Here is a 21949-nt window from a genome sequence, read left to right as displayed (position 1 = left end):
TCACCCCCCCGTCACGCTCATGTGCCGCGGCGATGCGGTGGCCCGGCGGCGGTCGATGATGAAGTCGTGGCCCTTGGGCTTGCGGGCGATGGCGTCGCGCACCGCCCGCTCCAGCACCGCGTCGTCGTCGCTGGTGCGCAGCACCGTGCGGAGGTCGGCGGCATCCTCCTGGCCCAGGCACATGAACAGCGTGCCGGTGCAGGTCAGGCGGACGCGGTTGCAGCTTTCGCAGAAATTGTGGGTCAGCGGCGTGATGAAGCCGACGCGGCGGCCCGTCTCCCGCACCGTCACATAGCGGGCGGGGCCGCCGGTGCGGTAATCGCTCTCTTCCAGCGTCCACTGCTTCGCCAGGTCGGCGCGCACCGCGGACAGGGGCAGGTACTGGTCGAGGCGCGACACGTCCTCGCCCAGGTCGCCCATGGGCATCACCTCGATGAAGGTCAGGTCGAAGCCGCGCTCGCCGCACCAGGCGACCATGCGGCTGTGCTCGTCGTCGTTGACGCCCTTCAGCGCCACGCAGTTGACCTTGATCTCCAGGCCCGCCCCGGCCGCCGCCTCCAGACCGCCCATCACCTTGTCGAACCGGCCCCAGCGGGTGATGGCCTGGAACTTGTGGGGGTCAAGGGTGTCCAGCGAGACGTTGATGCGCCGCACGCCCGCCTCCACCAGCGGGCCGGCGTACTTGAACAGCATGGAGCCGTTGGTGGTCAGCGTCAGCTCCTCCAGCGCGCCGGAGCGCACGTGGCGGCCCAGCGCCCGGATCAGGTCCATGATGTTGCGGCGCACCAGCGGCTCGCCGCCGGTCAGGCGGATCTTGCGGGTGCCCAGGCGCACGAAGGCCGTGGCCAGGCGGTCCAGCTCCTCCAGGGTCAGAACCTCCGCCTTGGGCAGGAAGCTCATGTCCTCGGCCATGCAATAGACACAGCGGAAGTCGCAGCGGTCGGTCACCGACACGCGCAGATAGCTGACCGTGCGGCCGAACGGATCGACGAGCGGCGCCGGTGCGGCGTCCGGAAGCGGCGGCGTGCTGGCGGTCATGGGGCGACGTCCTCCCTGGTCATCGGCCGGTGTGCGGGTGGCGGGCCCTGCGTTCGGCGTGCGGCCGTTCCCCGGCGCACGATGATGCCGCCACACCGCGATCCCGGAATATAGGACTTTGGGACGGGTATTTCGCCCCTTGGAACCATCGGGTCATGCAAGCATGTCATGGCCGCCGCCCCATTGACCAGAGTCAAGTCCTGCGTCCCTTTGCCCCGCGGGCGCTCACGCCTCCCGCCCGGCGGAGGCGCGCAGGTCGCGCAGGAACCCGTCGATGCGCTCCTTCAGGGCACCGGCTTCGCTTTCCAGCGTCCGGCTGGCCTCCGCCACGTCCCCGGCGGTGGTCAGCGTGCCGCCGGCGCTGGCGGAGACACCGGCGATCTCGGCGGTGATGCGGCGGGTGCCGTTGGCCGCTTCCTGCACGCTGCGGGCGATGTCGGCCATGGCCGCGTTCTGCTCCTCCACCGCCGCGGCGATGGCCGAGGCGGTGTCGTTGACGCCGCGGATGGTCTCTTCGATCCGTTCGATCGCGGTGACGGTGGCGCGGGTGCCGTTCTCCACCGATTGGATGATCCGGGTGATCTCCTCGGTGGCGGTGGCGGTCTGGTTGGCGAGGTTCTTCACCTCGCTCGCGACGACGGCGAAGCCCTTGCCGGCCTCGCCGGCGCGGGCGGCCTCGATGGTCGCGTTCAGCGCCAGCAGGTTGGTCCGGCTGGCGATGGAGTGGATCAGTTCCACCACCTGGCCGATTCGCTGGGTGGCCTCGGCCAGCTCGCGCACGGTGGTGCCGGTGTGGGTGGCCTCGTCCATGGCGCGGCGCGCCACCACCGCCGACTGTTCCACCTGGCGGCCGATCTCGCGGCTGGAGGAGGACAGCTCCTCGGTGGCGGCGGCGACCGTTTCCACGTTCGTGCCGGTGTGCTCCGAGGCTTCCGAGACGGCGGCGCTGCGCCGGCGGGTCTCCTCGGCGCTGGCCGACAAGGTGCGCGAGGCGGCGACCAGACCCTGCGTTTCCTCGGCGACGCGCCCGACGGCGGACTGCACGCGGGACTGCACGTCGTTGGCCATGCGCAGCAGGGCGCGGCGCTCGGTGTCGCGCGCCTCGTGCTTCAGGCGCTCCTGTTCGGCCAGCAGGCGGCGGTTCTCCGCCGTCTCATCCCGGAAGACGCGCAGCGCCGCCGCCATGGTGCCGAACTCGTCGCGGCGCCCCTCGCCGGGAATCGCCACGTCCGTCTCGCCGGCGGCCAGCCGGCGCATGGCCGCGGCGAAGCCGTCCACCGTCGCCGTCACCCGGCGGCCGATCAGCAGGGCGCCGCCGGCGACCAGCGCCACCAGGACCGCGACCACGCTGAGCAGGGTCGCGGCGTTGCGCCAATAGGCGGCGTCCACGTCGTCGATGTAGACGCCGGTGCCGATCATCCATTGCCAGGGTTGGAATCCGGCGGCGTAGCTCAGTTTGGGCAGAGGCTCGACGCCGCCCGCCTTGGGAAACCGGTATTCCACGAAACCGCCGCCCTGCCGGGCCGCGTCGATCAGCGCCCTCACGAAGGTGACGCCGTCGGAGTCCTTCAGGTCGATCATGCCCCTGGAGTTCTCCTCCGCGGCGCGGGGGGCCAGCACCAGCGTGGTGCCGTCGTAGGCGTAGATGAACAGGTACTCGCCGCCGGCATAGCGCAGGCCGCGCACCACGTCGCGCGCCCGGGTCTGCGCCTCGGCCTCGGTCATGCGGCCGGCCTGCGCCTCCGCGTGGAAGTGGGCGACGACACCGCGCACGGTGTCCACCACGTTGCGCAGCATGACGCGGTTGCCTTCCATCTGCGCCGTGCGCAGGTGTGTCAGGTCGATCGCGCCGAGGACGAGGAGCCCGCCGGCGGCCAGCACGGCCAACAGCAGCAGGCGCACGCGCAAGGTGAGGGCGCTGAGCATGGCGTCGTACTCCCGGTTCGGCCGCGATCACGGCAGCAAGATCATGAAACCCTTATAAAAGTTAAGGATTCCCTGCCGTGCCGCGGCGGAGCCGGGGATGCACCGAATCTCACGGGTGGCGGACCGCCGTCAGGCGCCGTCGTCGGTCCCCTCGTTCTGCGCGCCGGCCGCGGTGACCTTGCGCTCGTCCCGTTCCCGCAGATAGTCCTCGGTGGTGCGCGGCACGCGCGGGCCGCCCAGCTTGAAGGGGTCGTCGCGCTCGAACTGGTCGACCACGCGGCAGTCCTCGCACATGCGGATGCGGTTGGCCGCTTCCGGCGTGGCGAACATCCAGTGCCGGCCCGCCAGGGCGGTGACGATCTTGTCGATCGCCGATTTGGTGGCGAAGGGCTTGCCGCAGCGCACGCAGCAGAACGGCTCCTCCTCCTTGATCACCACGGGGCGGCGGGCGGAGTCGCGGAAGTCGATCTCCGGCACCAGCGACACCACCTTCTCCGGGCAGGTGCTGCGGCACAGGCCGCACTGCACGCAGGCGTCCCGGGTGAAGCTCAGCATCGGCTTGTCCGGATTGTCGAGCAGCGCCCCGGTGGGGCAGGCGCCGACGCAGGACAGGCAGAGCGTACAGCCGTCGGTGTTCACCGCCACCCCGCCGAAGGGGGCGCCGGCGGGAAGGGGCAGCACCTCCACCGGCTGCGGCGCCGCCGCGTGCAGGTGGCGCAGGGCCAGCATCACCAGCGTACGCTTGCCGCCCATGGGCAGGAAGCTGCCGGGGGCGGGCGCCGCGATGGCGGGCAGGCTCCACAACGCCGCCTCCACCGCGTCGGGATCGGCATCGTCGATGACGCCGACCCGGCCGGAGCCGTAGCCGAGCCCGCTCATCGCCGTCTCGATCAGGCCGATCTGGCTGGCGAGCCCCGCCGTCTCCCCCGTATTGGCCGGGCCGGTCAGCACGCGGATCTGCGCCGCGCCGTACGCGTGGGCCACGGCGAAGAAGTCGAGGCCGAGCTGCGTCACCTCGTGCACCGCGAACGGCAGCACGGCGGCCGGCAGGCCGCGGCCGTGGCGGGCCATCAGGGAGATGACATCGGCGCCATGGCGCGGGTCGTGCACCAGCAGCACGGCGTCGCGCCCGCCGGCGCGGTGGTATGTGCCGAGCAGCGTGCGCAGCCGGTCGAACAGCGACTGCAGCGGCGGCAGGGCATAGGTGGCCGCACCGGTCGGGCACACCGCGGCGCAGGAGCCGCAGCCGGCGCACACGTACGGGTCGATGGCCACGTGATCGCCGGCCGGCGCGATGGCGCCGGTGGGGCAGACGTCCAGGCAGCGGGTGCAGCCCGTCTGCCGGCTGCGGGAATGGGCGCACAGGTCCGCCTTGAAGGCGACGTAGCGCGGCTTCTCGAACTCGCCCACCAGATCGGCCGCGTCGAACAGCGCCCGCGCCACCGCCGCGGGGTCGTCGGGATCGGGGCGCAGATAGCCGTCGCGCCGGCCGTGGGCCGGGAACAGCGGCGGGCCGCCGGTGAGGTCGAGGATGACGTCGCAGCGCGACGCCGCCCCCTGGCGCGCCGCCTCGAAGCGCAGGGCGTCGCGGGAGGAGGGCACCGCCGGGGCGTAGTCGTCCACCACGATCTCGAACTGCCCCAGCCGGCCGCGCGCAGCGCGCACCGTGCCTTTGAACACCGGAACGTCCATGACGCGGGGCGGCGGCACGTCGCGCGGGCGGCTCAGCAGCACCGTCACGTCGAGACGGCCGGCCAGACGGCGGGCCGCCTCGATGGCGCGCTCGTCGGTGCCGTACACCAGGCATACGCCTTCGGATTTCAGCGTCACCGTGCCGGTGGGCGGCACCTCCGGCGCCGCCTCGGCGATCAGGGCAGCCATCTTGGGCAGGGCGGCGCCGGCGTCCTGCGACCAGCCGGCGGTTTCGCGGATGTTGACGAAGCTCAGCGCCGCGTCGGGGTTGGCCTGGCCGGCGATCTCGGTGAACAGCGGGGCTTCCTGGGTGCAGGCGACCAGCAGCGGCGCGCCGCCGGCCGCGGCGTGGCGTTCGAAGCGGTCCAGTTCGCCGCGGCAGAGCTGGCTGTGGACGGTGGCGGCACCGTCGGCGCCGCAGGCGGTGGCCAGCTCCTTCCCGTCGAGCGGCATGGAGCGGCCGCAATCGCACACGAGAACCGTGCGGCCGGCGATCTTCATGGCTTCCACTTTCTTCCCCCCGGGGGCTTCTTCGCGCGGGCGCGATGGGGCGTCCCGCTCCTGTCCGTCTTCCGCTATATCTGGGGTGCGCCGCACTTGGCGACCGGAATCTTTTCGAGGACATCGGCGGCCATGCCCGACATGATGAACACGCGCGAGGTGGCCGACTACCTGCGCATCAAGGAACGCAAGGTTTACGACCTGGTCGCGGCGCGGCGCATCCCGTGTTCGCGCGTCACCGGAAAGTGGCTGTTCCCCAAGGCGCTGATCGACCGCTGGGTGGCGGCGGGGGCGGAGAACGCGCCGGCCGGCGTGCGCGTCGACCGCGGCGACCCGCCGCCGGTCGTCGCCGGTTCCGCCGACCCGCTGCTGGAATGGGCGGTGCGGGAATCGGGCAGCGGTCTCGCGGTGCACGCCGACGGCAGCCTGGACGGGCTGCGCCGGCTGGCCGCGGGGGAGGCGGCGGTGTGCGGCCTGCACGTCATCGACCCGGACACCGGCGCCTACAACGTGCCGATGATCGAGCGGGGGCTGCCCGGCCTGGACGTGGTCGCGGTGGAGTGGGCGCGACGCACCCAGGCGCTGCTGCTGGCCCCCGGCAACCCGCTGGGCATTGCCGGTCCGGCGGACCTGGCGGCAAAACGGGCGCGGGTGGTGAGGCGCCAGGCCGATGCCGGCGCGCAGGTGCTGCTGGAGCATCTGCTGGCCGCCGCGGGCCTGCGGCTGTCCGACCTGGAGACGCTGCCCGTTCCGGCGCGCACCGAAATGGATCTGGGGCTGGCGGTTCTGGAGGGCCGGGCCGATGCCGGGTTGGGCGCGCTGGCGGTCGGTCGGCTGCTCCGGCTGGAGGCGATCCCGCTGGCCGAAGAGCGGTTCGATCTGGTGATGCGCCGGCGCGACTACTTCGAGCCGCCGGTGCAGGCCCTGCTGGCCTTCGCCCGCGGCGACGCCTTCCGCGTCCGCGCCGCCGAGCTGGGAGGCTACGACGTGGCGGCGACGGGTGCGGTGCGGTTCAACGGTCCGTAAAGGGGTTAGGCCCCCGGCTCGTTGGCGTTGGGGAAGAACAGGGCCTCGCCCTCGATCCTGTAGTCGGCGATGGCCTGCTGGCCTTCGGCCGACACCAGCCAGTCCACGAAGGCCCGGCTGTCCTGCGCCTTCACGTGCGGGAACTTCGCCGGGTTGACCGGGATGACGCCGTACTGGTTGAACAGGCGCTGGTCGCCTTCGACCAGGATGCGGAGATCGCGGCGGTTCCTGAAGCTGATCCAGGTGCCGCGGTCGCTGAGGGTGTAGCCGCCGGTCGCCGCGGCGGTGTTGAGGGCGGCGCCCATGCCCTGACCGATCGCCTTGTACCAGCCGCCGGGGGCGGTCTTCGGGTCGATGCCCGCGGTCTTCCACAGGGCGAGTTCGGCCTTGTTGGTGCCGCTGTCGTCGCCGCGCGAGATGAAATCCGCCTTGGCGGCGGCGATGCGGGCCAGCGCCCGGGCGACGTCCGGTTGACCGCCGGCGCCGGCCGGATCGGCGGCCGGGCCGACGATGACGAAGTCGTTGTACATGACCGGCCTGCGCTCGACACCGAAGCCCTCGGCGACGAACGCCTCTTCCGACGGTTTGTGATGGACGAACAGCACGTCGGCGTCGCCGCGCCGGGCCATGTCGATGGCCTGGCCCGTGCCCCTGGCGACCACGCGCACGGCAATGCCGGTCTTGCGGGTGAAATGCGGCAGGATCGCGCCGAACAGGCCGGAGTCCGCCGTCGAGGTGGTGGAGGCGACGGTGATGAAGCGCTCCTGCGCGGCGGCGGGAATGGTCCCGGCAAGGACCGCGGCGGCCGCCAGGGCGGCGACGAAGGTGCGGCGCAGCATGATGGTATCCCTCGTTGGTCTTGTCGTTCGGAGCCTGCGGAGCGGGGTTCAGAGAACGCGGGCGCGGTCGCGGTCGCGCACCACGGCGACGGCGGCGTTCACCGCCAGGGACAGGGCGATGAGGATCATGCCCAGGCCCAGCGCCAGCGGCAGGTCGCCCCGGCTGGTTTCCAGGGCGATGGCGGTGGTCATCACGCGGGTGACCTGGTCGATGTTGCCGCCGACGATCATCACCGCTCCGACCTCCGCCGAGGCGCGGCCGAAGCCGGCCAGCACCGTGGTGACCAGGCTGGCCCGTCCCTCCGACAGCAGGGTGACGATGGTGCGCACCGGGCCGGCGCCGACCACGCGCAGCAACTCCCCGTACTCCAGCAGCAGGTCTTCCACCGTCTGACGGGCGAGCGCGGCGACGATGGGGGTGATCAGGACGGCCTGGGCGATGATCATTGCCTCCGGTGTGAACAGCAGCCCCAGCACGCCCAGCGGGCCGGAGCGCGACAGCAGGAGGTAGACGATCAGCCCGACGACCACCGGCGGCAATCCCATCATGGCGTTGAGCAGGACGGCCACGGCGCGCCGGCCGGGGAAGTCGAACGCCGCCACCGCCGCCCCCAGGGGCAGGCCGATCAGCGCCGCCAGGGCGACGGCGGACAGGCTGACGCGCAGCGACAGCCCGACGATGCCCACGAGATCGGGGTCGAGCGTGCCGATGAGGTGGAAGGCGGTGGCGAAGGCGCCGGCGAACTCGTGCATGGTGACCATCCGGTGACCTGCATTCTTATGCCGTTTTCCTGCATGGCTTACAAGGGTGTCGGGACGCTTGCCGTACGTTGGTAATGCCACCATCCTCTGCCGGGGGAGGACCATCCGAAGAATGGACATGCAGGACTTCACCATCCGGCCGGACCCGGCCGATCCCCGCCTGACCCGCCGGGTCGGCGGCGTGGACCAGGAGAACCGGCCCATCGAGACGTCGGTGACGGTGGAACGGCCGCTGACCCTGTTCCTCAACGGGCAGGAGATCGTCACCATGATGACGATCGGCGACTATCCGGAGTATCTGGCGGTCGGCTATCTGCTCAACCAGAACATGCTGCGCCCCGACGACCGCATCACCGGTGTCGATGTGGACGAGGAGACGGACACCGTCGTCGTGCGCACCGGGCGCACCACCGACTATCAGCAGAAGCTGAAGAAGAAGACGCTGACCTCGGGCTGCGCCCAGGGCACCGCCTTCGGCGACGTCATGGAGGTGTTCGAGACGGTGCGCCTGAACCCGCAGGCGCGGCTGCGCACCTCGTGGATCTACGCGCTGTCGAAGGCGATCAACCTCACCCCCAGCCTGTACCTGGAGGCCGGGGCGATCCACGGCTGCGTGCTGTGCCGCGAGGACCGGCCGCTGATCTACATGGAGGACGTCGGCCGCCACAACGCGGTGGACAAGGTGCGCGGGTACATGCACCTGCACGGGGTGGACCCCGAGGACAAGATTTTCTACACCACCGGCCGGCTCACCAGTGAGATGGTCATCAAGACGGTGCAGATGCGCATCCCCATCCTGGTCTCCCGCTCCGGCTTCACCGCCTGGGGGGTGGAACTGGCGCGCCAGGCCAACCTGACGCTGGTCGGGCGGGCCAAGGGGAAGCGCTTCATCGCCCTGGCCGGCCTCGACCGGCTGGACTTCGACGCCGATCCCGCGGTTGCCGGCGAGGAGCCGGACCGCCACCAACGCAAGGGGAGCCGCGATGACGACTGAAGCCGGGGCGATCGCCGGGGTGCTGCTGGCCGGCGGCCTGTCGCGGCGCATGGGCGGCGGCGACAAGACCCTGCGCCGGCTGGGCGGGCGGAGCGTGCTGGAACGGGTGATCGACGCCGTGCGCCCGCAGGTGGGGGCGCTGGTGCTGAACGCCAACGGCGACCCGCAGCGCTTCGCCGCCTTCGACCTGCCGGTGGTGCCGGATGTGGTGGAGGGCTACGCCGGGCCGCTGGCCGGCGTGCTGACGGGGATGGAGTGGGCGCGCGCCCGGGCGCCGGAGGCCCGCTGGGTGGCCAGCTTCGCCACCGATGCGCCGTTCCTGCCGCGCGACCTGGTGGCGCGGCTGGTGCGGGCGGTGGAGGCGGAGGGGGCCGACCTCGCCTGCGCCCGCTCCGGCGGGCGTGACCACCCGGTGTTCGGGCTGTGGCCGGTGCGCCTGGCCGACGATCTGCGCCGCGCCATGGTGGAGGAGGAGGTGCGCAAGGTGGACGTGTGGACCGGCCGCTACCGGCTGGCGGTGGCCGCCTTCGACACCGACCCCGTGGACCCCTTCTTCAACACCAACCGGCCCGAGGACCTGGAGGAGGCGGAACGGCTGCTGCGGGACGGCGTGGCGGGGTAGGGCGGAAGGACGGAGCATGGCATCGCCGGAGCGTACGGACATGGATACACCCCCTCTCGACCGCCCCGCCCTCGACCGTGTCGAGACGATGGACCTGGGCATCGTGCTGGAGCGCCGCCGCGGCGTGACGCCGTGGCAGGATGCGGTGTGGAGCCCGGTCGCGGTCATCCCCGGCGCGCCGCCGGTCGACGGCGGCTGGCGCCTGCTGCGCGAGGAGGAGGACCGGGCGCGCTTCCACGCCGCCACCCTGACCCTGGAGCTGTTCCGCACGGACACCGAGGGGTACAAGGTCAACCTGTCCCAGGAACCGCCGCGGCTGTGGGTGGTGCTGCGCCCCGACGACGGCACCCCGGCCGGCGTCGTGCCGTTCGTCGTCACCGCCTCGGCCCACGAGGCGGAAGCCTACCAGGTCAGCGGCGGCGAACTGGTCGACACCGTGCCGATGCCGCCGGAGGTGATGGCGCTGGTCATGGACTTCGTCGCCCTGCACCACGTCGACGTCCCCTTCGAGAAGCGCGAACGCAAGCGCCACCGCCCCGAAGAACCCGGCCGCCGTACGCCGCCGGGACCCCGTGGAGAGTCCGGACGATGAGCGACGAAGCCTTCCTGTCCCGCTGGTCGCGCCTGAAGCGCACCGGCGACCGTCCCCGCCGCGGCTCCGCGGCCCCGGTGGCCGCAGCGGATGGCGGCCCGGCCGCGGTTCCTCCCGTGCCGGGCGGGGCCCCGGTGCCGGCTGTAGGTCCGGCTTCGCCCCCGGCCGACCCGCCGACGGGCGATCCGCGCACGCCCGAACAGCGCGAGGCGGATGCGGTCCGCGACCTGCCGCCGGTGGAAAGCCTGACCGCCGAGTCCGATTTCACCGGTTTCCTGAAGGACGGCGTGCCGGAGGCGTTGCAGCGTCAGGCTCTGCGCAAGCTGTGGGCCTCGGATCCGGTCTTCGCCAACCTCGACGGGCTGGTGGATTACGCCGAGGACTACAACGCCCTGTTCTCCCGGACCGAGACGGTGTCGACGCTGTTCCGTGTCGGGAAAGGCATGCTGAACGCTGCCGAAGCCGAAGCCGAAGCCGAAGCCGAAGCCGAGGCGAAAGCCGAAGCCGAGGCGCGTGAGGCGGAGGACCGGCTCACCGCGGCGAATGCCGGCGGCACCGTCGCCCTGCCAACTCATGAGGAAATACTAATAGACGGCGACGACGGAAAGAATCCGGAAGATGCCGTGAAGTCCGGTCATGTTGCGTAGGCGCCGCGACAGGAATTCATACCATACCAAAGTCGATATGCGTGTGTGAGCATAACGCGAATTGTTCGCAAGAGTTTGGTGTCCGGGCTGGTCACACCACCCGTTGTTGACATTGCGGCGAAATGTCCCTTTAATGGCCGTAACGCGCGAGTAACCCAGTGATTGCGTTGGGAATATTCGCGGTTGCAGCATGGAGTTGACCAACGCGGACCAAGCCGGGTGAACCGGCGGGAACCGCGGCTGACGTGCAAGGTGGCCGCCAGAGCCGCCGGACGACGGCTCCGTGTCTTGGGTTGGAGACGGAGCGGCCGTTCCATAGGGAGGACAGCCATGTCGCCGAACGGTGAGCATGGGACGCCGGCTTTGCCGGATGAGGATCTGTTGCGTGCGCGGACCTACGCCTTGCTGGCGCGCCTGCTGGCGCAGCCGCCGGGTCACGATCTGCTGTCCGCGCTGGCCGCCATGGACGGCGACGGGTCGCCGCTGGGCGAAGCGTTCCGCGGCCTGGCCGACGCCGCCCGCTCCGCCAGTCCCGAGGCGGTCGTCGAAGAGCACATGGTGCTGTTCATCGGCGTCGGCGGCAGCGAACTCACCCCGTATGCCTCGTACTACCTGACGGGCTTTCTCAATGAGAAGCCGCTGGCCGACCTGCGCGGCGACATGGCGCGCCTGGGCATCGCCCGGGCCGACGACGTGCGCGACCCGGAGGACCACATCGCCGCCCTGTGCGAGATGATGTCCGGCCTGATCTTCGGCGCATTCGACGCTCCCGCCACTCTGGACGGGCAGCGCGCCTTCTACGACCGGCACATCGCCCCCTGGGCGTCGCGCTTTTTCGCCGACCTGGAAACGTCCCCTTCGGCCGCCTTCTACCGGGCGGTCGGCACGCTGGGGCGCCGCTTCCTGGAGGTGGAGGGGCAGGCGTTCGCGATGGCCGCGTGACCGCCCCCGGGACCGCGCGGGCCCGGAATTTACTGTCTCGGTGGAAAGGGTGAGGACGATGACGGACACCAAGGACAAAAACACACTCGGGCGGCGCGACCTGTTCCGCGCCGCCGGGCTCGGCGCCGGTGCGCTGGGCGCCGCCGCGGTCGGACTCTCCGCCACCGCCCCCGAAGCGCAAGCCGCCGGCGCGCCGGACGGCGCCGGCTACCGCGAGACCGAGCACGTGCGCAAGGTTTACGAGACCAGCCGGTTCTAAGGAGGACAGCGCCCATGTTGACCAAGAAGAAGGCCGCGACCGCCGCCGGGCCACGGCTCGCCAAGGTGGTTTCCGGCATAACCGGTAACACCGTGGACCGGCGTACGTTCCTTCGCACGTCGGGCATCGCGGCCGGCGGCGCCGCGCTCGCCGCCGCCCTGCCGCCGGGCATGGTGAAGAAGGCCGAGGCCGCCACCCCCGCCGCCGGGACCGGCACCATCAAGCACGTCAAAAGCGTGTGCACCCACTGCTCGGTCGGCTGCACGGTGGTGGCCGAGGTGCAGAACGGCGTGTGGATCGGCCAGGAGCCGGGCTTCGACAGCCCCTTCAACCTGGGCGCCCATTGCGCCAAGGGGGCGTCGGTGCGTGAGCACGCTCACGGCGACCGCCGCCTGCGCTACCCGGTCAAGCTGGTGGACGGCAAGTGGCAGCGGATGAGCTGGGACCAGGCGATCGAGGAGATCGGCAGCAAGCTGCTCGAGATCCGCGAGAAGTCCGGCCCGGATTCGGTCTACTGGCTCGGCTCGGCCAAGCACAGCAACGAGCAGGCCTACCTGATCCGCAAGTTCGCGGCGTTCTGGGGCACCAACAACATCGACCATCAGGCGCGCATCTGTCATTCCACCACGGTCGCCGGCGTGGCGAACACGTGGGGCTATGGCGCCATGACGAACAGCTACAACGACATCCACAAGTCGCGCAGCATGTTCTTCATCGGCTCCAACGCCGCCGAGGCGCACCCGGTGTCGATGCTGCACATCCTGAAGGCGAAGGAGCAGAACAACGCGCCGCTGATCGTCGCCGATCCGCGCTTCTCGCGCACCGCCGCCAAGGCCGACGAGTTCATCCGCTTCCGGCCCGGCACCGACGTGGGGCTGATCTGGGGCATCCTCTGGCACGTCTTCGAGAACGGCTGGGAGGACAAGGACTACATCGCCCAGCGCGTCTACGGCATGGACGAGATCCGCGCCGAAGTCGCCAAGTGGACGCCCGAGGAGGTGGAGCGCGTCACCGGCGTTCCCGGCAGCCAGCTCAAGCGCGTCGCCCGCACGCTCGCCTCCAACCGGCCGGGCACGCTGGTGTGGTGCATGGGCGGCACGCAGCACCACAACGGCAACAACAACACCCGCGCGTACTGCGTGCTCCAGCTCGCCCTGGGCAACGTCGGCATGGCCGGCGGCGGCACCAACATCTTCCGCGGCCACGACAACGTGCAGGGCGCCACCGACCTGGGCGTGCTGTCCGACACGCTGCCCGGATACTACGGCCTGGACGAGGGGGCCTGGCGGCACTGGGCGCGCGTGTGGGGCGTCTCCTACGACGACCTGCTGGCCCGCTTCGCGTCCAAGGAGATGATGGAGAAGGTGGGCATTCCGGTGTCGCGCTGGTTCGACGGCGTGCTGGAGCCCAAGGACAACCTGGACCAGCCCGAGAGCATCAAGGGCATGGTCTTCTGGGGTCACGCCCCCAACAGCCAGACCCGCCTTCCCGACATGAAGAAGGCGATGGAGAAGCTGGAACTGCTGGTCGTCATCGATCCGTATCCGACGATGACCGCGGTGATGCAGGACCGCCGGGACGGCATGTACCTGCTGCCGGCAGCCACCCAGTACGAGACGTACGGGTCGGTCACCGCGTCCAACCGGTCGATCCAGTGGCGTGAGAAGATCTTCGAGCCGCTCTTCGAATCGAAGACCGACCACGAGATCATGTACCTGTTCGCGAAGAAGTTCGGCTTCGCCGAGGCGATGCTGAAGAACGTCGCGGTGCAGGGCAACGAGCCGTCCATCGAGGACCTCGTGCGCGAGTGGAACCGCGGCATGTGGGCCATCGGCATGTCCGGGCAGTCGCCGGAGCGCCTGCGCGCCCACATGGAGAACCAGCACACCTTCGACCGTACGACGCTGCGCGCCAACGGCGGCCCGTGCGACGGCGACTTTTACGGTCTGCCGTGGCCGTGCTGGGGCACGCCGGAGCTGAAGCACCCCGGCTCCGCCAACCTCTACGACACCTCGCTGCCGGTGGCCGAGGGCGGCATGGGCTTCCGCGCCCGCTTCGGTCTGGAGCGCAACGGCGTGAACCTGCTGGCCGAGAACTCCTTCCCCGTGGGCTCGGAGATCAGGGACGGCTACCCCGAAGTCACCATGGCCATGCTGCAGAAGCTGGGCTGGGACGGCGATCTGACCGAAGCCGAGATGGCGGTGATCAAGGAGATCGGCGGCGCCAAGATCGAGGCGGTGAACTGGAAGACCGACCTGTCCGGCGGCATCCAGCGCGTGGCGATCAAGCACGGCCTGTGCCCGCACGGCAATGCCAAGGCGCGCACCATCGTCTGGACCTTCCCGGATCCGGTGCCCCTGCACCGCGAGCCGCTGTACACCTCGCGGCGCGACCTGGTGGCGGCCTATCCGACCTACACCGACCGCCAGAAGTTCTGGCGCGTGCCGACGCTGTACAAGTCGATCCAGGACAAGGACGTGTCGAAGGAGTTCCCGCTGATCCTCACCTCCGGCCGTCTGGTGGAGTACGAGGGCGGCGGCGACGAGACGCGGTCCAACCCCTGGCTGGCCGAGCTGCAGCAGGACATGTTCGTCGAGATCAACCCCTTCGACGCCAACGGCCTGGGCATCAAGGACGGCCAGATGGTGTGGGTGCACGGCCCCGAGGGGGCGAAGGTCAAGGTGAAGGCCATGCTGACCGAGCGCGTCGGCAAGGGCGTGACCTTCATGCCCTTCCACTTCGGCGGCTGGTTCCAGGGCGAGGACCGTCGGGGCAAGTATCCGTCGGGCGCCGATCCCATCGTGCTGGGCGAAGCGACGAACACGGCCCAGACCTACGGCTACGACTCGGTCACCCAGATGCAGGAGACCAAGGCCACCCTCTGCCGAGTCTCGGCGGCCTGACCTTAGGAGCGACTGAACCATGGCCCGCATGAAGTTCCTGTGCGACGCCGACCGTTGCATCGAGTGCAACGCCTGCGTCACCGCCTGCAAGAACGAGCACGAGGTGCCCTGGGGCATCAACCGGCGCCGCGTCGTCACGCTGAACGACGGCAAGCCCGGCGAACGCTCCATCTCCGTCGCCTGCATGCACTGCTCCGACGCGCCGTGCATGGCCGTCTGCCCGGTGGACTGCTTCTACCAGAGCGCCGAAGGCGTGGTCCTGCACAACAAGGACCTGTGCATCGGCTGCGGCTACTGCTTCTACGCCTGCCCCTTCGGGGCGCCGCAGTACCCGCAGGCCGGCAACTTCGGCAGCCGCGGCAAGATGGACAAGTGCACCTTCTGCAGCGGCGGCCCGGAGGCCAACAACTCCGACGCCGAGTACAAGAAGTACGGCCGCAACCGCCTCGCCGAGGGCAAGCTGCCCCTGTGCGCGGAGATGTGCGCGACCAAGGCGTTGCTGGCCGGCGACGGCGACAAGGTGTCCGACATCTACCGCGAGCGGGTGGTCGCCCGCGGCTTCGGTGCCGGCGCCTGGGGCTGGGGCACCGCCTACCAGATGAAGGCGGGTTCGTAAGCCCCGCGGCGTTCGTCCGCGTTCCCCCTCCCCGGTCCGCCGGGGAGGGGGTGTCTTTTCGCAGCGAGTTGGATCGGGAATGACCATCACCGGTTTGCGCCGCCTCGCCCTGGCCGCCCTGGCGTTCGCCGCCGCGGGGGCCCTGGCCGGCTGCAACGAGAACGAACGCGACCGCGTCCTTCACTTCGAGAAGGGCACGTACAAAGGTGCCGCCGACACGCCGCTGTCGGACGACGCGCGGGCCGCCCTGCGCGACCGCGCCGCGGCGCAGCGCTATTGACGGTCGGGCAGTGAGGGAGGCTCGGGAACAATGACCACCTGGTTCAAGACGATCCTGGCGGCGCTGCTGCTGTCCGTCGCGGTTGCCGGCGTGCCGGCGCCGCCGGCCCTGGCGCAGTCCTCCTCCATTCGGCTCGACAGCGGCGGCGCACCGCCGCCACCGCCCACCCAGTCCCTCGATCGCGACCAGGCCGAGATGTGGCGGGCGATCCGCATGGGTGAGACCGGCAATGTCAGCGCCGGGGGACCCGTTGCGGGCGTGCTGATCCAGTCGGATGGCGAACTGTGGCGCAGCCTGCGCAACGGCCCCGTGGCCGACTACGGTGCCCTGGCGCTGGCCGGTGTGCTCGGCGTGCTGGTGCTGTTCTTCCTGCTGCGCGGGCGCATCCGCATCGACGGCGCGAAGACCGGCCGCACCATCGAGCGTTTCAACACCCTGGAGCGGGCGTCCCACTGGCTGACCGCCGGCAGCTTCGTGGTGCTGGCGCTGACCGGCCTCAACATCCTCTATGGCCGCCACACCCTGCTGCCGCTGATCGGGCCCGAGGCGTTCGCGCAAATCACCATGCTGGGCAAGCTGGCGCACAATTATCTCGGCTTCGCCTTCATGCTCGGCGTGCTGCTGACCTTCCTGCTGTGGGTGCGCCACAACCTGCCCGACCGCACCGACATCGGCTGGGCGCTGCGCGCCGGTGGTCTGTTCAGCCGCGGCGTCCACCCCCCGGCGAAGAAGTTCAACGCCGGGCAGAAGTTGATCTTCTGGTCCACGGTGGTGGGCGGCGGCGTCCTCGGCTTCACCGGTCTGCAGCTTCTGTTCCCGCTGTACTTCGGGTCGCTGGCGGACATGCAGCTCTACCAGCTCATCCACGCGGGCACGGCGCTGCTGCTGTCGGCCATCATCATCGGCCACATCTACATCGGCTCCATCGGCATGGAGGGCGCCTTCGACGCCATGGGCAACGGCCAGGTCGAGGAGCAGTGGGCGCGCGAGCACCATTCCCTGTGGGTTGCCGAGGTGAAGGGCGAGCCCCCGCCCACCGACGGGCATGGCCACGGGCACGGGCACGGCCGCCCCGGGCCGGCGCCGGCGGAGTGATGTCCGCGGCGGCGCGGGTGAGGCGGACGCTGGCACCCCTGGCGTTCGCCCTGGCCGCGGCCCTCGCCGGCCCGGCCGCGGCCGGCGACGAACTGGTGGGGCACGGCGCCATGGTCAACGCCGTGGCGGTCTCGCCGGACGGCACCCGGGCGCTGACCGGAAGCTGGGACTATTCCGCCATGCTCTGGGACCTGGCGAGCGGCCGGGAACTGCACGCCTTCGCCGACCACGGCGGCGGGGTCAACGCGGTGGCGTTCCTGCCCGACGGGCGGCGCGGCCTCACCGGCTGCCGCGACGGGCTGGTGCGGCTGTGGGACCTGGAGACGGGGGCGCTGCTGCACCGCTTCGAGGGGCACGCCGACAGCGTCGTCGCCCTGGCGCTGGCACCCGACGGCCGGCGCCTGGCTTCGGCGAGCTGGGACCGCTCGGTCAATGTATGGGACACCCGGACGGGGGCGCTGCTGGCGACGCTCACCGGGCACGACGCCAACGTCAACGCCGTCGCCTTCACCCCCGATGGCCGCCGCCTGATCTCGGCGGGCTACGATTTCCGGGTGCGGGTGTGGGATGCCGAAGGCTGGCAGGAACTGGCGGTCCTGGAAGGGCACGAGGGCAGCGTCAACGGCGCCGCCGTCTCGCCCGACGGGCGGTGGCTCGCCACCGTGTCCACCGACGAGACGCTGCGGCTGTGGGACCTGGACGACTATCAATTGACGGACACCCGGCACGGCCACGAGGGGTTCGTGACCGCCGTCGCCTTCGCCCCCGACGGGCGGACTCTGCTGACGGCCGGGGGCGGGGACCGGGTCGTGCGCCTGTGGGACGCCGCCGCCGGCAAGCCGCTGGCGGCGTTCGAGGGGCATGCGAAGCCGGTGTGGGCGGTGGCGTACACGCCCGACGGGCGGACGGCCCTGTCGGCCGGTTACGATGCCGTGGTGAAGGTCTGGGACCTGTCGGCCCATCTGCCGGCGCGCTGACGGGCCGGCCTTGACCGGTGCGGGCCGGCATGGCTTCCTCCGGTGCGAGCCCCGACACGCTGCGGACCCCGCCCATGACCGTGACCCACCGTTCCCTGCGCCGCGCCATGGTGGACACCTGCCTGGCCATGAACCGGAGCGGCATCAACCAGGGGGCATCGGGAAACCTGTCGGCGCGCGCCGGAGACGGCTTCCTGGTCACGCCGTCGGGCCTGCCCTACGACGAGATGCGCCCGCGCGACATCGTCGCCATGGGTTTCGACGGCCGGTACGAGAGCCTGCGGCGACCGTCGTCGGAGTGGCGCATCCACCGCGACGTCCTGGCGGCGCGGCCGGACGTGGATGTGGTGCTGCACGCCCATCCCACCTTCGCCACGGCGCTCGCGGTGCACGGGCGCGGCATCCCCGCCTTCCATTACATGGTGGCCCTGGCCGGCGGTGATTCGATTCGATGTGCGCCGTACGCCACCTTCGGGACGCAGGAACTGTCGGATCACGCGCTTGAAGCGCTGGAGGGACGGTTGGCCTGCCTGCTGGGCAATCACGGCATGGTTGTGCTGGGCCGCTCCCTGAAGGCGGCGCTGGCGCTCGCCGTGGAGGTCGAAGCCCTGGCGCGCCAGTACGTCTACGCCCTCAGCCTGGGCAGCCCGACGATCCTGCCGCCCGATGAGATCGCCAGGGTTGCGCGGAAGATGCGGGCCATGGGGTACGGGGATCCCTCCGCCTCAACCCCGTCCTCCTCCGTCGAAGGGATGAACAATGACATGGAACAATGACGTGCATTAGAAGAGTATGATTGGAACGCTGTCCCGCCATGTCGAATTTGCATCGCCGTTGTACCCGTCCGACGCCCACACTTCGAGATTGAAGCACATGTGAGGTCCCGGCGGCCATGGCCGCCGGTCGGGTGACGGCGCACAGGAGGTGTGTCATGTTCGCCAAACTATCCATCAAGATCCGTGTCGCACTGGCGTTCGCCACCCTGCTGTGCCTCACCGTCGCGGTCCTGGTTCCGGTCATGCTCGACAACCTGTCGCGGGCGACGCAGCGGGCTGAGGAGCGCGAGCTGAACGGCTATCTGCACGCGCTCAACGCCGTGACGGCCATGCGCACCACCACCGGCGCGGCGCTCGCGACCTTCGTCGCCGCCATGCCCGAGGCGCGGTCGGCCTTCGCCGACGGCGACCGCGACCGTGTCGCCGCGATGTTCCTGGAGCCCTTCACGCGCCTGAAGAGCGGCTACGGGGTCGAGCAGTTCCAGTTCCACACGCCGCCGGCGACCTCATGGCTGCGTCTCCACATGCCGCAGAAGTTCGGCGATGACCTGTCCTCCTTCCGCTCCACCGTGGTGGCCGCCAACGCGGCCCGAGCGCCGGCGCTCGGGCTGGAGAAGGGCGTGGCGGGTCTGGGCGTGCGCTCGGTGGTGCCGGTGACGGCTCCGGACGGGCGCCATGCCGGCACGGTCGAGTTCGGGATGGACTTCGGCCGCAGCTTCGTCGACGAACTCAAGACCCGCTTCGGCGTCGACGCCGTCGTCGCCATCGAGCAGCCGGACGGCGCCTTCAAGCGGCTGGCCGCCACCACCGAGATGTCGCTGGCCAACGACGCCGACCGCCGCGCGGCTCTGGCCGGTGAGGCGCCGGTCCGCCGTGCGGTGGTGGGCGGCGTTCCCTACGCCGCCCTGATCGCGGCCATGCCCGACTACTCCGGCAAGCCGGCCGCAGTGGTCGAGATCCTGATGGACACCAGCGAGTTCGCGGCCCAGTTCGCGGCGGCCCGCAACACCGCCCTGGCGATCGGCGGCGCCGTGCTGGTGGTCGGGTTGGGGCTGGCGTGGCTGATGGCGCGCTCCATCAGCCGGCCGCTGCACGGTATGGCGAAGGTCATGAACGGGCTGGCCGCCGGTGACCTGACGCTGGCGGTTCCGGCGACGGAGCGCGGCGACGAGATCGGCGCGATGGCGCGGGCGGTCGCCGTGTTCAAGCGCAACGCCGAGGAAAACCGGGAACTGCACGCCGCGCAGGAGGCCATGCGCCTGCGCTCGGAGGCGGAGCGGTGCGCGGTGGTGCGGCGCATCGCCGACGGGCTGGAGAGCAACCTCGGCCAGGTGGCCGAGGGCATCGCCACGGCCTCGCGCGGCATGCTGGACACGGCGGAAACCATGGCCCGCACCGTGGATCAGGCGGCCGGCGGCGCCACCGCCGTTGCCTCCGCGGCGCGCGAGGCGTCAGTCAACGTGCAGACCGTCTCCGCGGCGACGACCGAGCTGTCCTCCTCCATTGCCGAGATCGGCCGGCAAGTGACCCGGTCGTCGACCATCGCCGCCTCGGCGGTTCAGGACGCCGACCGTGCCAATGAACGCATCGCCGCCCTGGTGCGGTCTGTGGAGAAGATCGGCGAGGTGGTGCGGTTCATCACCGAGATTGCCGCCCAGACCAACCTGCTGGCGCTGAACGCCACCATCGAGGCGGCGCGCGCCGGCGAAGCCGGCAAGGGCTTCGCTGTGGTCGCCGGGGAGGTGAAGAACCTGGCCAACCAGGCGGCCAAAGCGACCGACGACATCGCGGCGCAGATCGCCGCCGTCCAGGGCAGCACCGACGAGGCGGTGACGGCGATCGCCGAGGTGGGCCGCACCATCAGCCACATGAGCGAGGTGACCACCGCCATCGCCTCCGCCATCGAGGAGCAGGGCGCCGCCACCGCCGAGATCGCCCGCAACGTGGAGCAGGCGGCCGAGGGCACGCGCCAGGTGTCCACCAACATCGCCACCGTCACCGCCGCCGTGCAGCAGACCGGCAGCGCGTCGGGCGATGTGCTCGACGCCGGCCGCACCCTGTCGCAGCAGGCGGATTCGCTGCGTTCGGTGGTCAGCCGCGCCCTCGACGACATCCGCGCGACGGCGGGGCAGGGCGCCGCCGACGCGACGCGGCGCGCGGCGGAGTAGGGCGGCCGGCGCCCACCTACCGCCGGAAGCGGCGGGCGAGGCGGGCGACCGCCTCGTCCAGCACCGCGTCGGACTTGCTGAAGCAGAAGCGGATGACCGTGGCGGGGGCGTTCTCCACATAGAAGGCGCTGACCGGTATGGCGGCCACCCCGGCTTCGGCCGTCAGCCAGCGGCAGAACGCCCGGTCGTCGCCGTCGAAGCCGGTGGCGCGGATGTCGGCGGTGACGAAGTAGGTGCCGGCCGAGGGCAGCACCTCCAGCCCGGCGGCGGCGAGGCCGGCGGACAGCCGGTCGCGCTTGGCCCCGAGCGTCGCCGCCAGCCCGGCGAAATAGGCGTCGTCCTTGCCCAGCCCGTAGGCGACGGCGGTCTGCAGGTTGGGCGGCGTGGTGAAGGTGAGGAACTGGTGCGCCTTCGCCACCGGTTGCAGCAGGTGGGGAGCGGCGCTGACGTAGCCGACCTTCCAGCCCGTCAGCGAGAAGGTCTTGCCGGCCGAGCCGATCTTCAGGCAGCGCTCGCGCATGCCCGGCAGGGTCATCAGCGGGATGTGGGCACGTCCGTCGAAGACGATGTGCTCGTACACCTCGTCGCAGACGGCGTAGGCGTCGAACCGCAGCACGAACTCCGCCAGCAGTTCCAGCTCGGCGCGGGTGTAGACCTTGGCGGCGGGGTTCAGCGGGTCGTTGATCACCACCAGCTTGGTCTTCGCCGAGAAGGCCGCCTCCAGGTCGGCGCGGCTGAAGCTCCAGTCCGGGCCCGTCAGGGTGACGAAACGGGGAACGCCGCCGGCCAGCCGGACGATGGGCAGGTAGCTGTCGTACATGGGCTGGAACAGGACCACCTCGTCGCCCGGCTCGATCAGGCCGAGCAGGCAGGCGGTCAGCGCCTCGGTGGCGCCGGAGGTGACCATCGTCTCGGTCTTCCAGTCCAGGTCCAGGCCGTAGAAGCGCCGCCCGTGCTCGGCCACCGCCCGGCGCAGCTCCGGCGTGCCCATCATCGACGGGTATTGGTTCCAGCCCTCCAGCAGCGCCGCCGCCGCCGCCTCCAGCACGTCGGCCGGACCGCGGTCATCGGGAAAGCCCTGGCCCAGGTTGATGGCGCCGTGCTCCTCCGACAGGCGCGACATCACCTCGAAGATGGTTACCGGGAGGTCAAGCTCCCGCCGACCCGGGTAGGTCCCCGTCGGCTTATCGGACGTCTGCATCGAACACCGCCGGTGTGGTTGGGCGAGGTGGGGTCCGTGGCGACGGATCGGCGACCGGCCGGACCGATGCAGCCCCCACCCGACTTCGAGCGA

The 21949-nt window shown here is 70.8% G+C and carries 19 protein-coding genes and 1 pseudogene; 14 read left to right on the top strand and 6 right to left on the bottom strand.

The window, feature by feature from the left end:
• The 3 genes from moaA to G472_RS31765 form a co-directional block, all read right to left on the bottom strand.
• Window positions 1-1038, bottom strand: coding sequence for a GTP 3',8-cyclase MoaA (gene moaA, locus G472_RS0107160; RefSeq protein WP_029007828.1), 1038 nt, complete (start codon window positions 1036-1038; stop codon window positions 1-3).
• A gap of 225 nt (window positions 1039-1263) precedes the next feature.
• Complete coding sequence (locus G472_RS31770; protein ID WP_035691449.1) at window positions 1264-2964, bottom strand: methyl-accepting chemotaxis protein; 1701 nt, start codon at window positions 2962-2964, stop codon at window positions 1264-1266.
• A 129-nt stretch (window positions 2965-3093) separates the two neighbouring features.
• Window positions 3094-5157: a 4Fe-4S dicluster domain-containing protein gene (locus G472_RS31765; protein ID WP_035691446.1), complete on the bottom strand. Its 2064-nt coding sequence runs from the start codon at window positions 5155-5157 to the stop codon at window positions 3094-3096.
• Between the two features lie 132 nt (window positions 5158-5289).
• Between G472_RS31765 and G472_RS0107145 the strand changes: the two genes are divergently transcribed.
• Entirely contained in the window at window positions 5290-6183 is an 894-nt protein-coding gene (locus G472_RS0107145) for a helix-turn-helix transcriptional regulator (protein ID WP_211100155.1), read from the top strand.
• Window positions 6184-6188: 5 nt separating this feature from the next.
• Here the strand turns inward: G472_RS0107145 and G472_RS0107140 are convergent, their stop codons facing one another.
• Window positions 6189-7022 (bottom strand): ABC transporter substrate-binding protein, encoded by an 834-nt coding sequence (locus G472_RS0107140; RefSeq protein ID WP_029007826.1) that lies wholly within the window; start codon window positions 7020-7022, stop codon window positions 6189-6191.
• A gap of 48 nt (window positions 7023-7070) precedes the next feature.
• The gene (locus G472_RS0107135; RefSeq protein ID WP_029007825.1) at window positions 7071-7775 is read right to left on the bottom strand and encodes an ABC transporter permease; all 705 of its coding nucleotides are present in this window, start codon (window positions 7773-7775) and stop codon (window positions 7071-7073) included.
• Between the two features lie 121 nt (window positions 7776-7896).
• On the opposite strand from G472_RS0107135, the gene fdhD reads away from it, so the two are divergent.
• The 13 genes and pseudogenes from fdhD to G472_RS31745 all read left to right on the top strand — a co-directional run.
• Window positions 7897-8778 carry a formate dehydrogenase accessory sulfurtransferase FdhD gene (gene fdhD / locus G472_RS0107130; RefSeq protein WP_029007824.1) on the top strand — a complete coding sequence of 294 codons (882 nt, stop codon included), beginning with the start codon at window positions 7897-7899 and terminating at the stop codon, window positions 8776-8778.
• On the top strand, window positions 8768-9400 hold the full coding sequence (gene mobA / locus G472_RS0107125; RefSeq protein WP_029007823.1) for a molybdenum cofactor guanylyltransferase MobA: 633 nt from the start codon (window positions 8768-8770) through the stop codon (window positions 9398-9400). The genes fdhD and mobA overlap by 11 nt, the downstream gene beginning before the upstream one ends.
• 40 nt (window positions 9401-9440) lie before the next feature.
• Window positions 9441-9992, top strand: a complete 552-nt coding sequence (locus G472_RS0107120) for a DUF3305 domain-containing protein (protein WP_051340530.1) — start codon at window positions 9441-9443, stop codon at window positions 9990-9992.
• Window positions 9989-10639 carry a DUF3306 domain-containing protein gene (locus G472_RS31760; protein ID WP_051340529.1) on the top strand — a complete coding sequence of 217 codons (651 nt, stop codon included), beginning with the start codon at window positions 9989-9991 and terminating at the stop codon, window positions 10637-10639. Before G472_RS0107120 ends, G472_RS31760 begins: the two co-directional genes overlap by 4 nt.
• A gap of 330 nt (window positions 10640-10969) precedes the next feature.
• A complete protein-coding gene (locus G472_RS0107110; protein ID WP_029007821.1) occupies window positions 10970-11581 on the top strand; it encodes a TorD/DmsD family molecular chaperone in 612 nt (203 codons plus the stop codon).
• 58 nt (window positions 11582-11639) lie between these two features.
• Window positions 11640-11840 carry a hypothetical protein gene (locus G472_RS0107105; RefSeq protein WP_035691444.1) on the top strand — a complete coding sequence of 67 codons (201 nt, stop codon included), beginning with the start codon at window positions 11640-11642 and terminating at the stop codon, window positions 11838-11840.
• Window positions 11841-11854: 14 nt separating this feature from the next.
• Window positions 11855-14743: a formate dehydrogenase subunit alpha gene (locus G472_RS0107100; RefSeq protein ID WP_029007819.1), complete on the top strand. Its 2889-nt coding sequence runs from the start codon at window positions 11855-11857 to the stop codon at window positions 14741-14743.
• A gap of 19 nt (window positions 14744-14762) precedes the next feature.
• Window positions 14763-15359 carry a formate dehydrogenase FDH3 subunit beta gene (gene fdh3B / locus G472_RS0107095; protein WP_029007818.1) on the top strand — a complete coding sequence of 199 codons (597 nt, stop codon included), beginning with the start codon at window positions 14763-14765 and terminating at the stop codon, window positions 15357-15359.
• 79 nt (window positions 15360-15438) lie between these two features.
• A complete protein-coding gene (locus tag G472_RS31755) occupies window positions 15439-15639 on the top strand; it encodes a hypothetical protein (RefSeq protein ID WP_035691443.1) in 201 nt (66 codons plus the stop codon).
• A 30-nt stretch (window positions 15640-15669) separates the two neighbouring features.
• Entirely contained in the window at window positions 15670-16734 is a 1065-nt protein-coding gene (locus G472_RS31750) for a formate dehydrogenase subunit gamma (RefSeq protein WP_084536500.1), read from the top strand.
• Between the two features lie 17 nt (window positions 16735-16751).
• The gene (locus G472_RS0107080; RefSeq protein ID WP_211100154.1) at window positions 16752-17711 is read left to right on the top strand and encodes a WD40 repeat domain-containing protein; all 960 of its coding nucleotides are present in this window, start codon (window positions 16752-16754) and stop codon (window positions 17709-17711) included.
• A 74-nt stretch (window positions 17712-17785) separates the two neighbouring features.
• Entirely contained in the window at window positions 17786-18487 is a 702-nt protein-coding gene (locus G472_RS0107075) for a class II aldolase/adducin family protein (protein ID WP_029007816.1), read from the top strand.
• A 281-nt stretch (window positions 18488-18768) separates the two neighbouring features.
• Window positions 18769-20655: pseudogene (locus G472_RS31745) on the top strand (methyl-accepting chemotaxis protein); the annotation flags it as partial.
• Window positions 20656-20671: 16 nt separating this feature from the next.
• Here the strand turns inward: G472_RS31745 and G472_RS0107065 are convergent.
• Window positions 20672-21856, bottom strand: a complete 1185-nt coding sequence (locus tag G472_RS0107065) for an aminotransferase (RefSeq protein WP_029007815.1) — start codon at window positions 21854-21856, stop codon at window positions 20672-20674.
• Window positions 21857-21949 lie beyond the last annotated feature (93 nt).

The organism is Azospirillum halopraeferens DSM 3675 (assembly GCF_000429625.1).
Classification (GTDB): Bacteria; Pseudomonadota; Alphaproteobacteria; order Azospirillales; family Azospirillaceae; genus Azospirillum; species Azospirillum halopraeferens.
This window is presented reverse-complemented; position numbering and strand designations above follow the sequence as displayed.

What these genes read in the sequence shown, in the direction of transcription:
- moaA (WP_029007828.1), bottom strand. Translation starts at nt 1,038, where the DNA reads ATGACCGCCAGCACGCCGCCGCTTCCGGACGCCGCACCGGCGCCGCTC.
- G472_RS31770 (WP_035691449.1), bottom strand. Translation starts at nt 2,964, where the DNA reads ATGCTCAGCGCCCTCACCTTGCGCGTGCGCCTGCTGCTGTTGGCCGTG.
- G472_RS31765 (WP_035691446.1), bottom strand. Translation starts at nt 5,157, where the DNA reads ATGAAGATCGCCGGCCGCACGGTTCTCGTGTGCGATTGCGGCCGCTCC.
- G472_RS0107145 (WP_211100155.1), top strand. Translation starts at nt 5,290, where the DNA reads ATGCCCGACATGATGAACACGCGCGAGGTGGCCGACTACCTGCGCATC.
- G472_RS0107140 (WP_029007826.1), bottom strand. Translation starts at nt 7,022, where the DNA reads ATGCTGCGCCGCACCTTCGTCGCCGCCCTGGCGGCCGCCGCGGTCCTT.
- G472_RS0107135 (WP_029007825.1), bottom strand. Translation starts at nt 7,775, where the DNA reads ATGCACGAGTTCGCCGGCGCCTTCGCCACCGCCTTCCACCTCATCGGC.
- fdhD (WP_029007824.1), top strand. Translation starts at nt 7,897, where the DNA reads ATGGACATGCAGGACTTCACCATCCGGCCGGACCCGGCCGATCCCCGC.
- mobA (WP_029007823.1), top strand. Translation starts at nt 8,768, where the DNA reads ATGACGACTGAAGCCGGGGCGATCGCCGGGGTGCTGCTGGCCGGCGGC.
- G472_RS0107120 (WP_051340530.1), top strand. Translation starts at nt 9,441, where the DNA reads ATGGATACACCCCCTCTCGACCGCCCCGCCCTCGACCGTGTCGAGACG.
- G472_RS31760 (WP_051340529.1), top strand. Translation starts at nt 9,989, where the DNA reads ATGAGCGACGAAGCCTTCCTGTCCCGCTGGTCGCGCCTGAAGCGCACC.
- G472_RS0107110 (WP_029007821.1), top strand. Translation starts at nt 10,970, where the DNA reads ATGTCGCCGAACGGTGAGCATGGGACGCCGGCTTTGCCGGATGAGGAT.
- G472_RS0107105 (WP_035691444.1), top strand. Translation starts at nt 11,640, where the DNA reads ATGACGGACACCAAGGACAAAAACACACTCGGGCGGCGCGACCTGTTC.
- G472_RS0107100 (WP_029007819.1), top strand. Translation starts at nt 11,855, where the DNA reads ATGTTGACCAAGAAGAAGGCCGCGACCGCCGCCGGGCCACGGCTCGCC.
- fdh3B (WP_029007818.1), top strand. Translation starts at nt 14,763, where the DNA reads ATGGCCCGCATGAAGTTCCTGTGCGACGCCGACCGTTGCATCGAGTGC.
- G472_RS31755 (WP_035691443.1), top strand. Translation starts at nt 15,439, where the DNA reads ATGACCATCACCGGTTTGCGCCGCCTCGCCCTGGCCGCCCTGGCGTTC.
- G472_RS31750 (WP_084536500.1), top strand. Translation starts at nt 15,670, where the DNA reads ATGACCACCTGGTTCAAGACGATCCTGGCGGCGCTGCTGCTGTCCGTC.
- G472_RS0107075 (WP_029007816.1), top strand. Translation starts at nt 17,786, where the DNA reads ATGACCGTGACCCACCGTTCCCTGCGCCGCGCCATGGTGGACACCTGC.
- G472_RS0107065 (WP_029007815.1), bottom strand. Translation starts at nt 21,856, where the DNA reads ATGCAGACGTCCGATAAGCCGACGGGGACCTACCCGGGTCGGCGGGAG.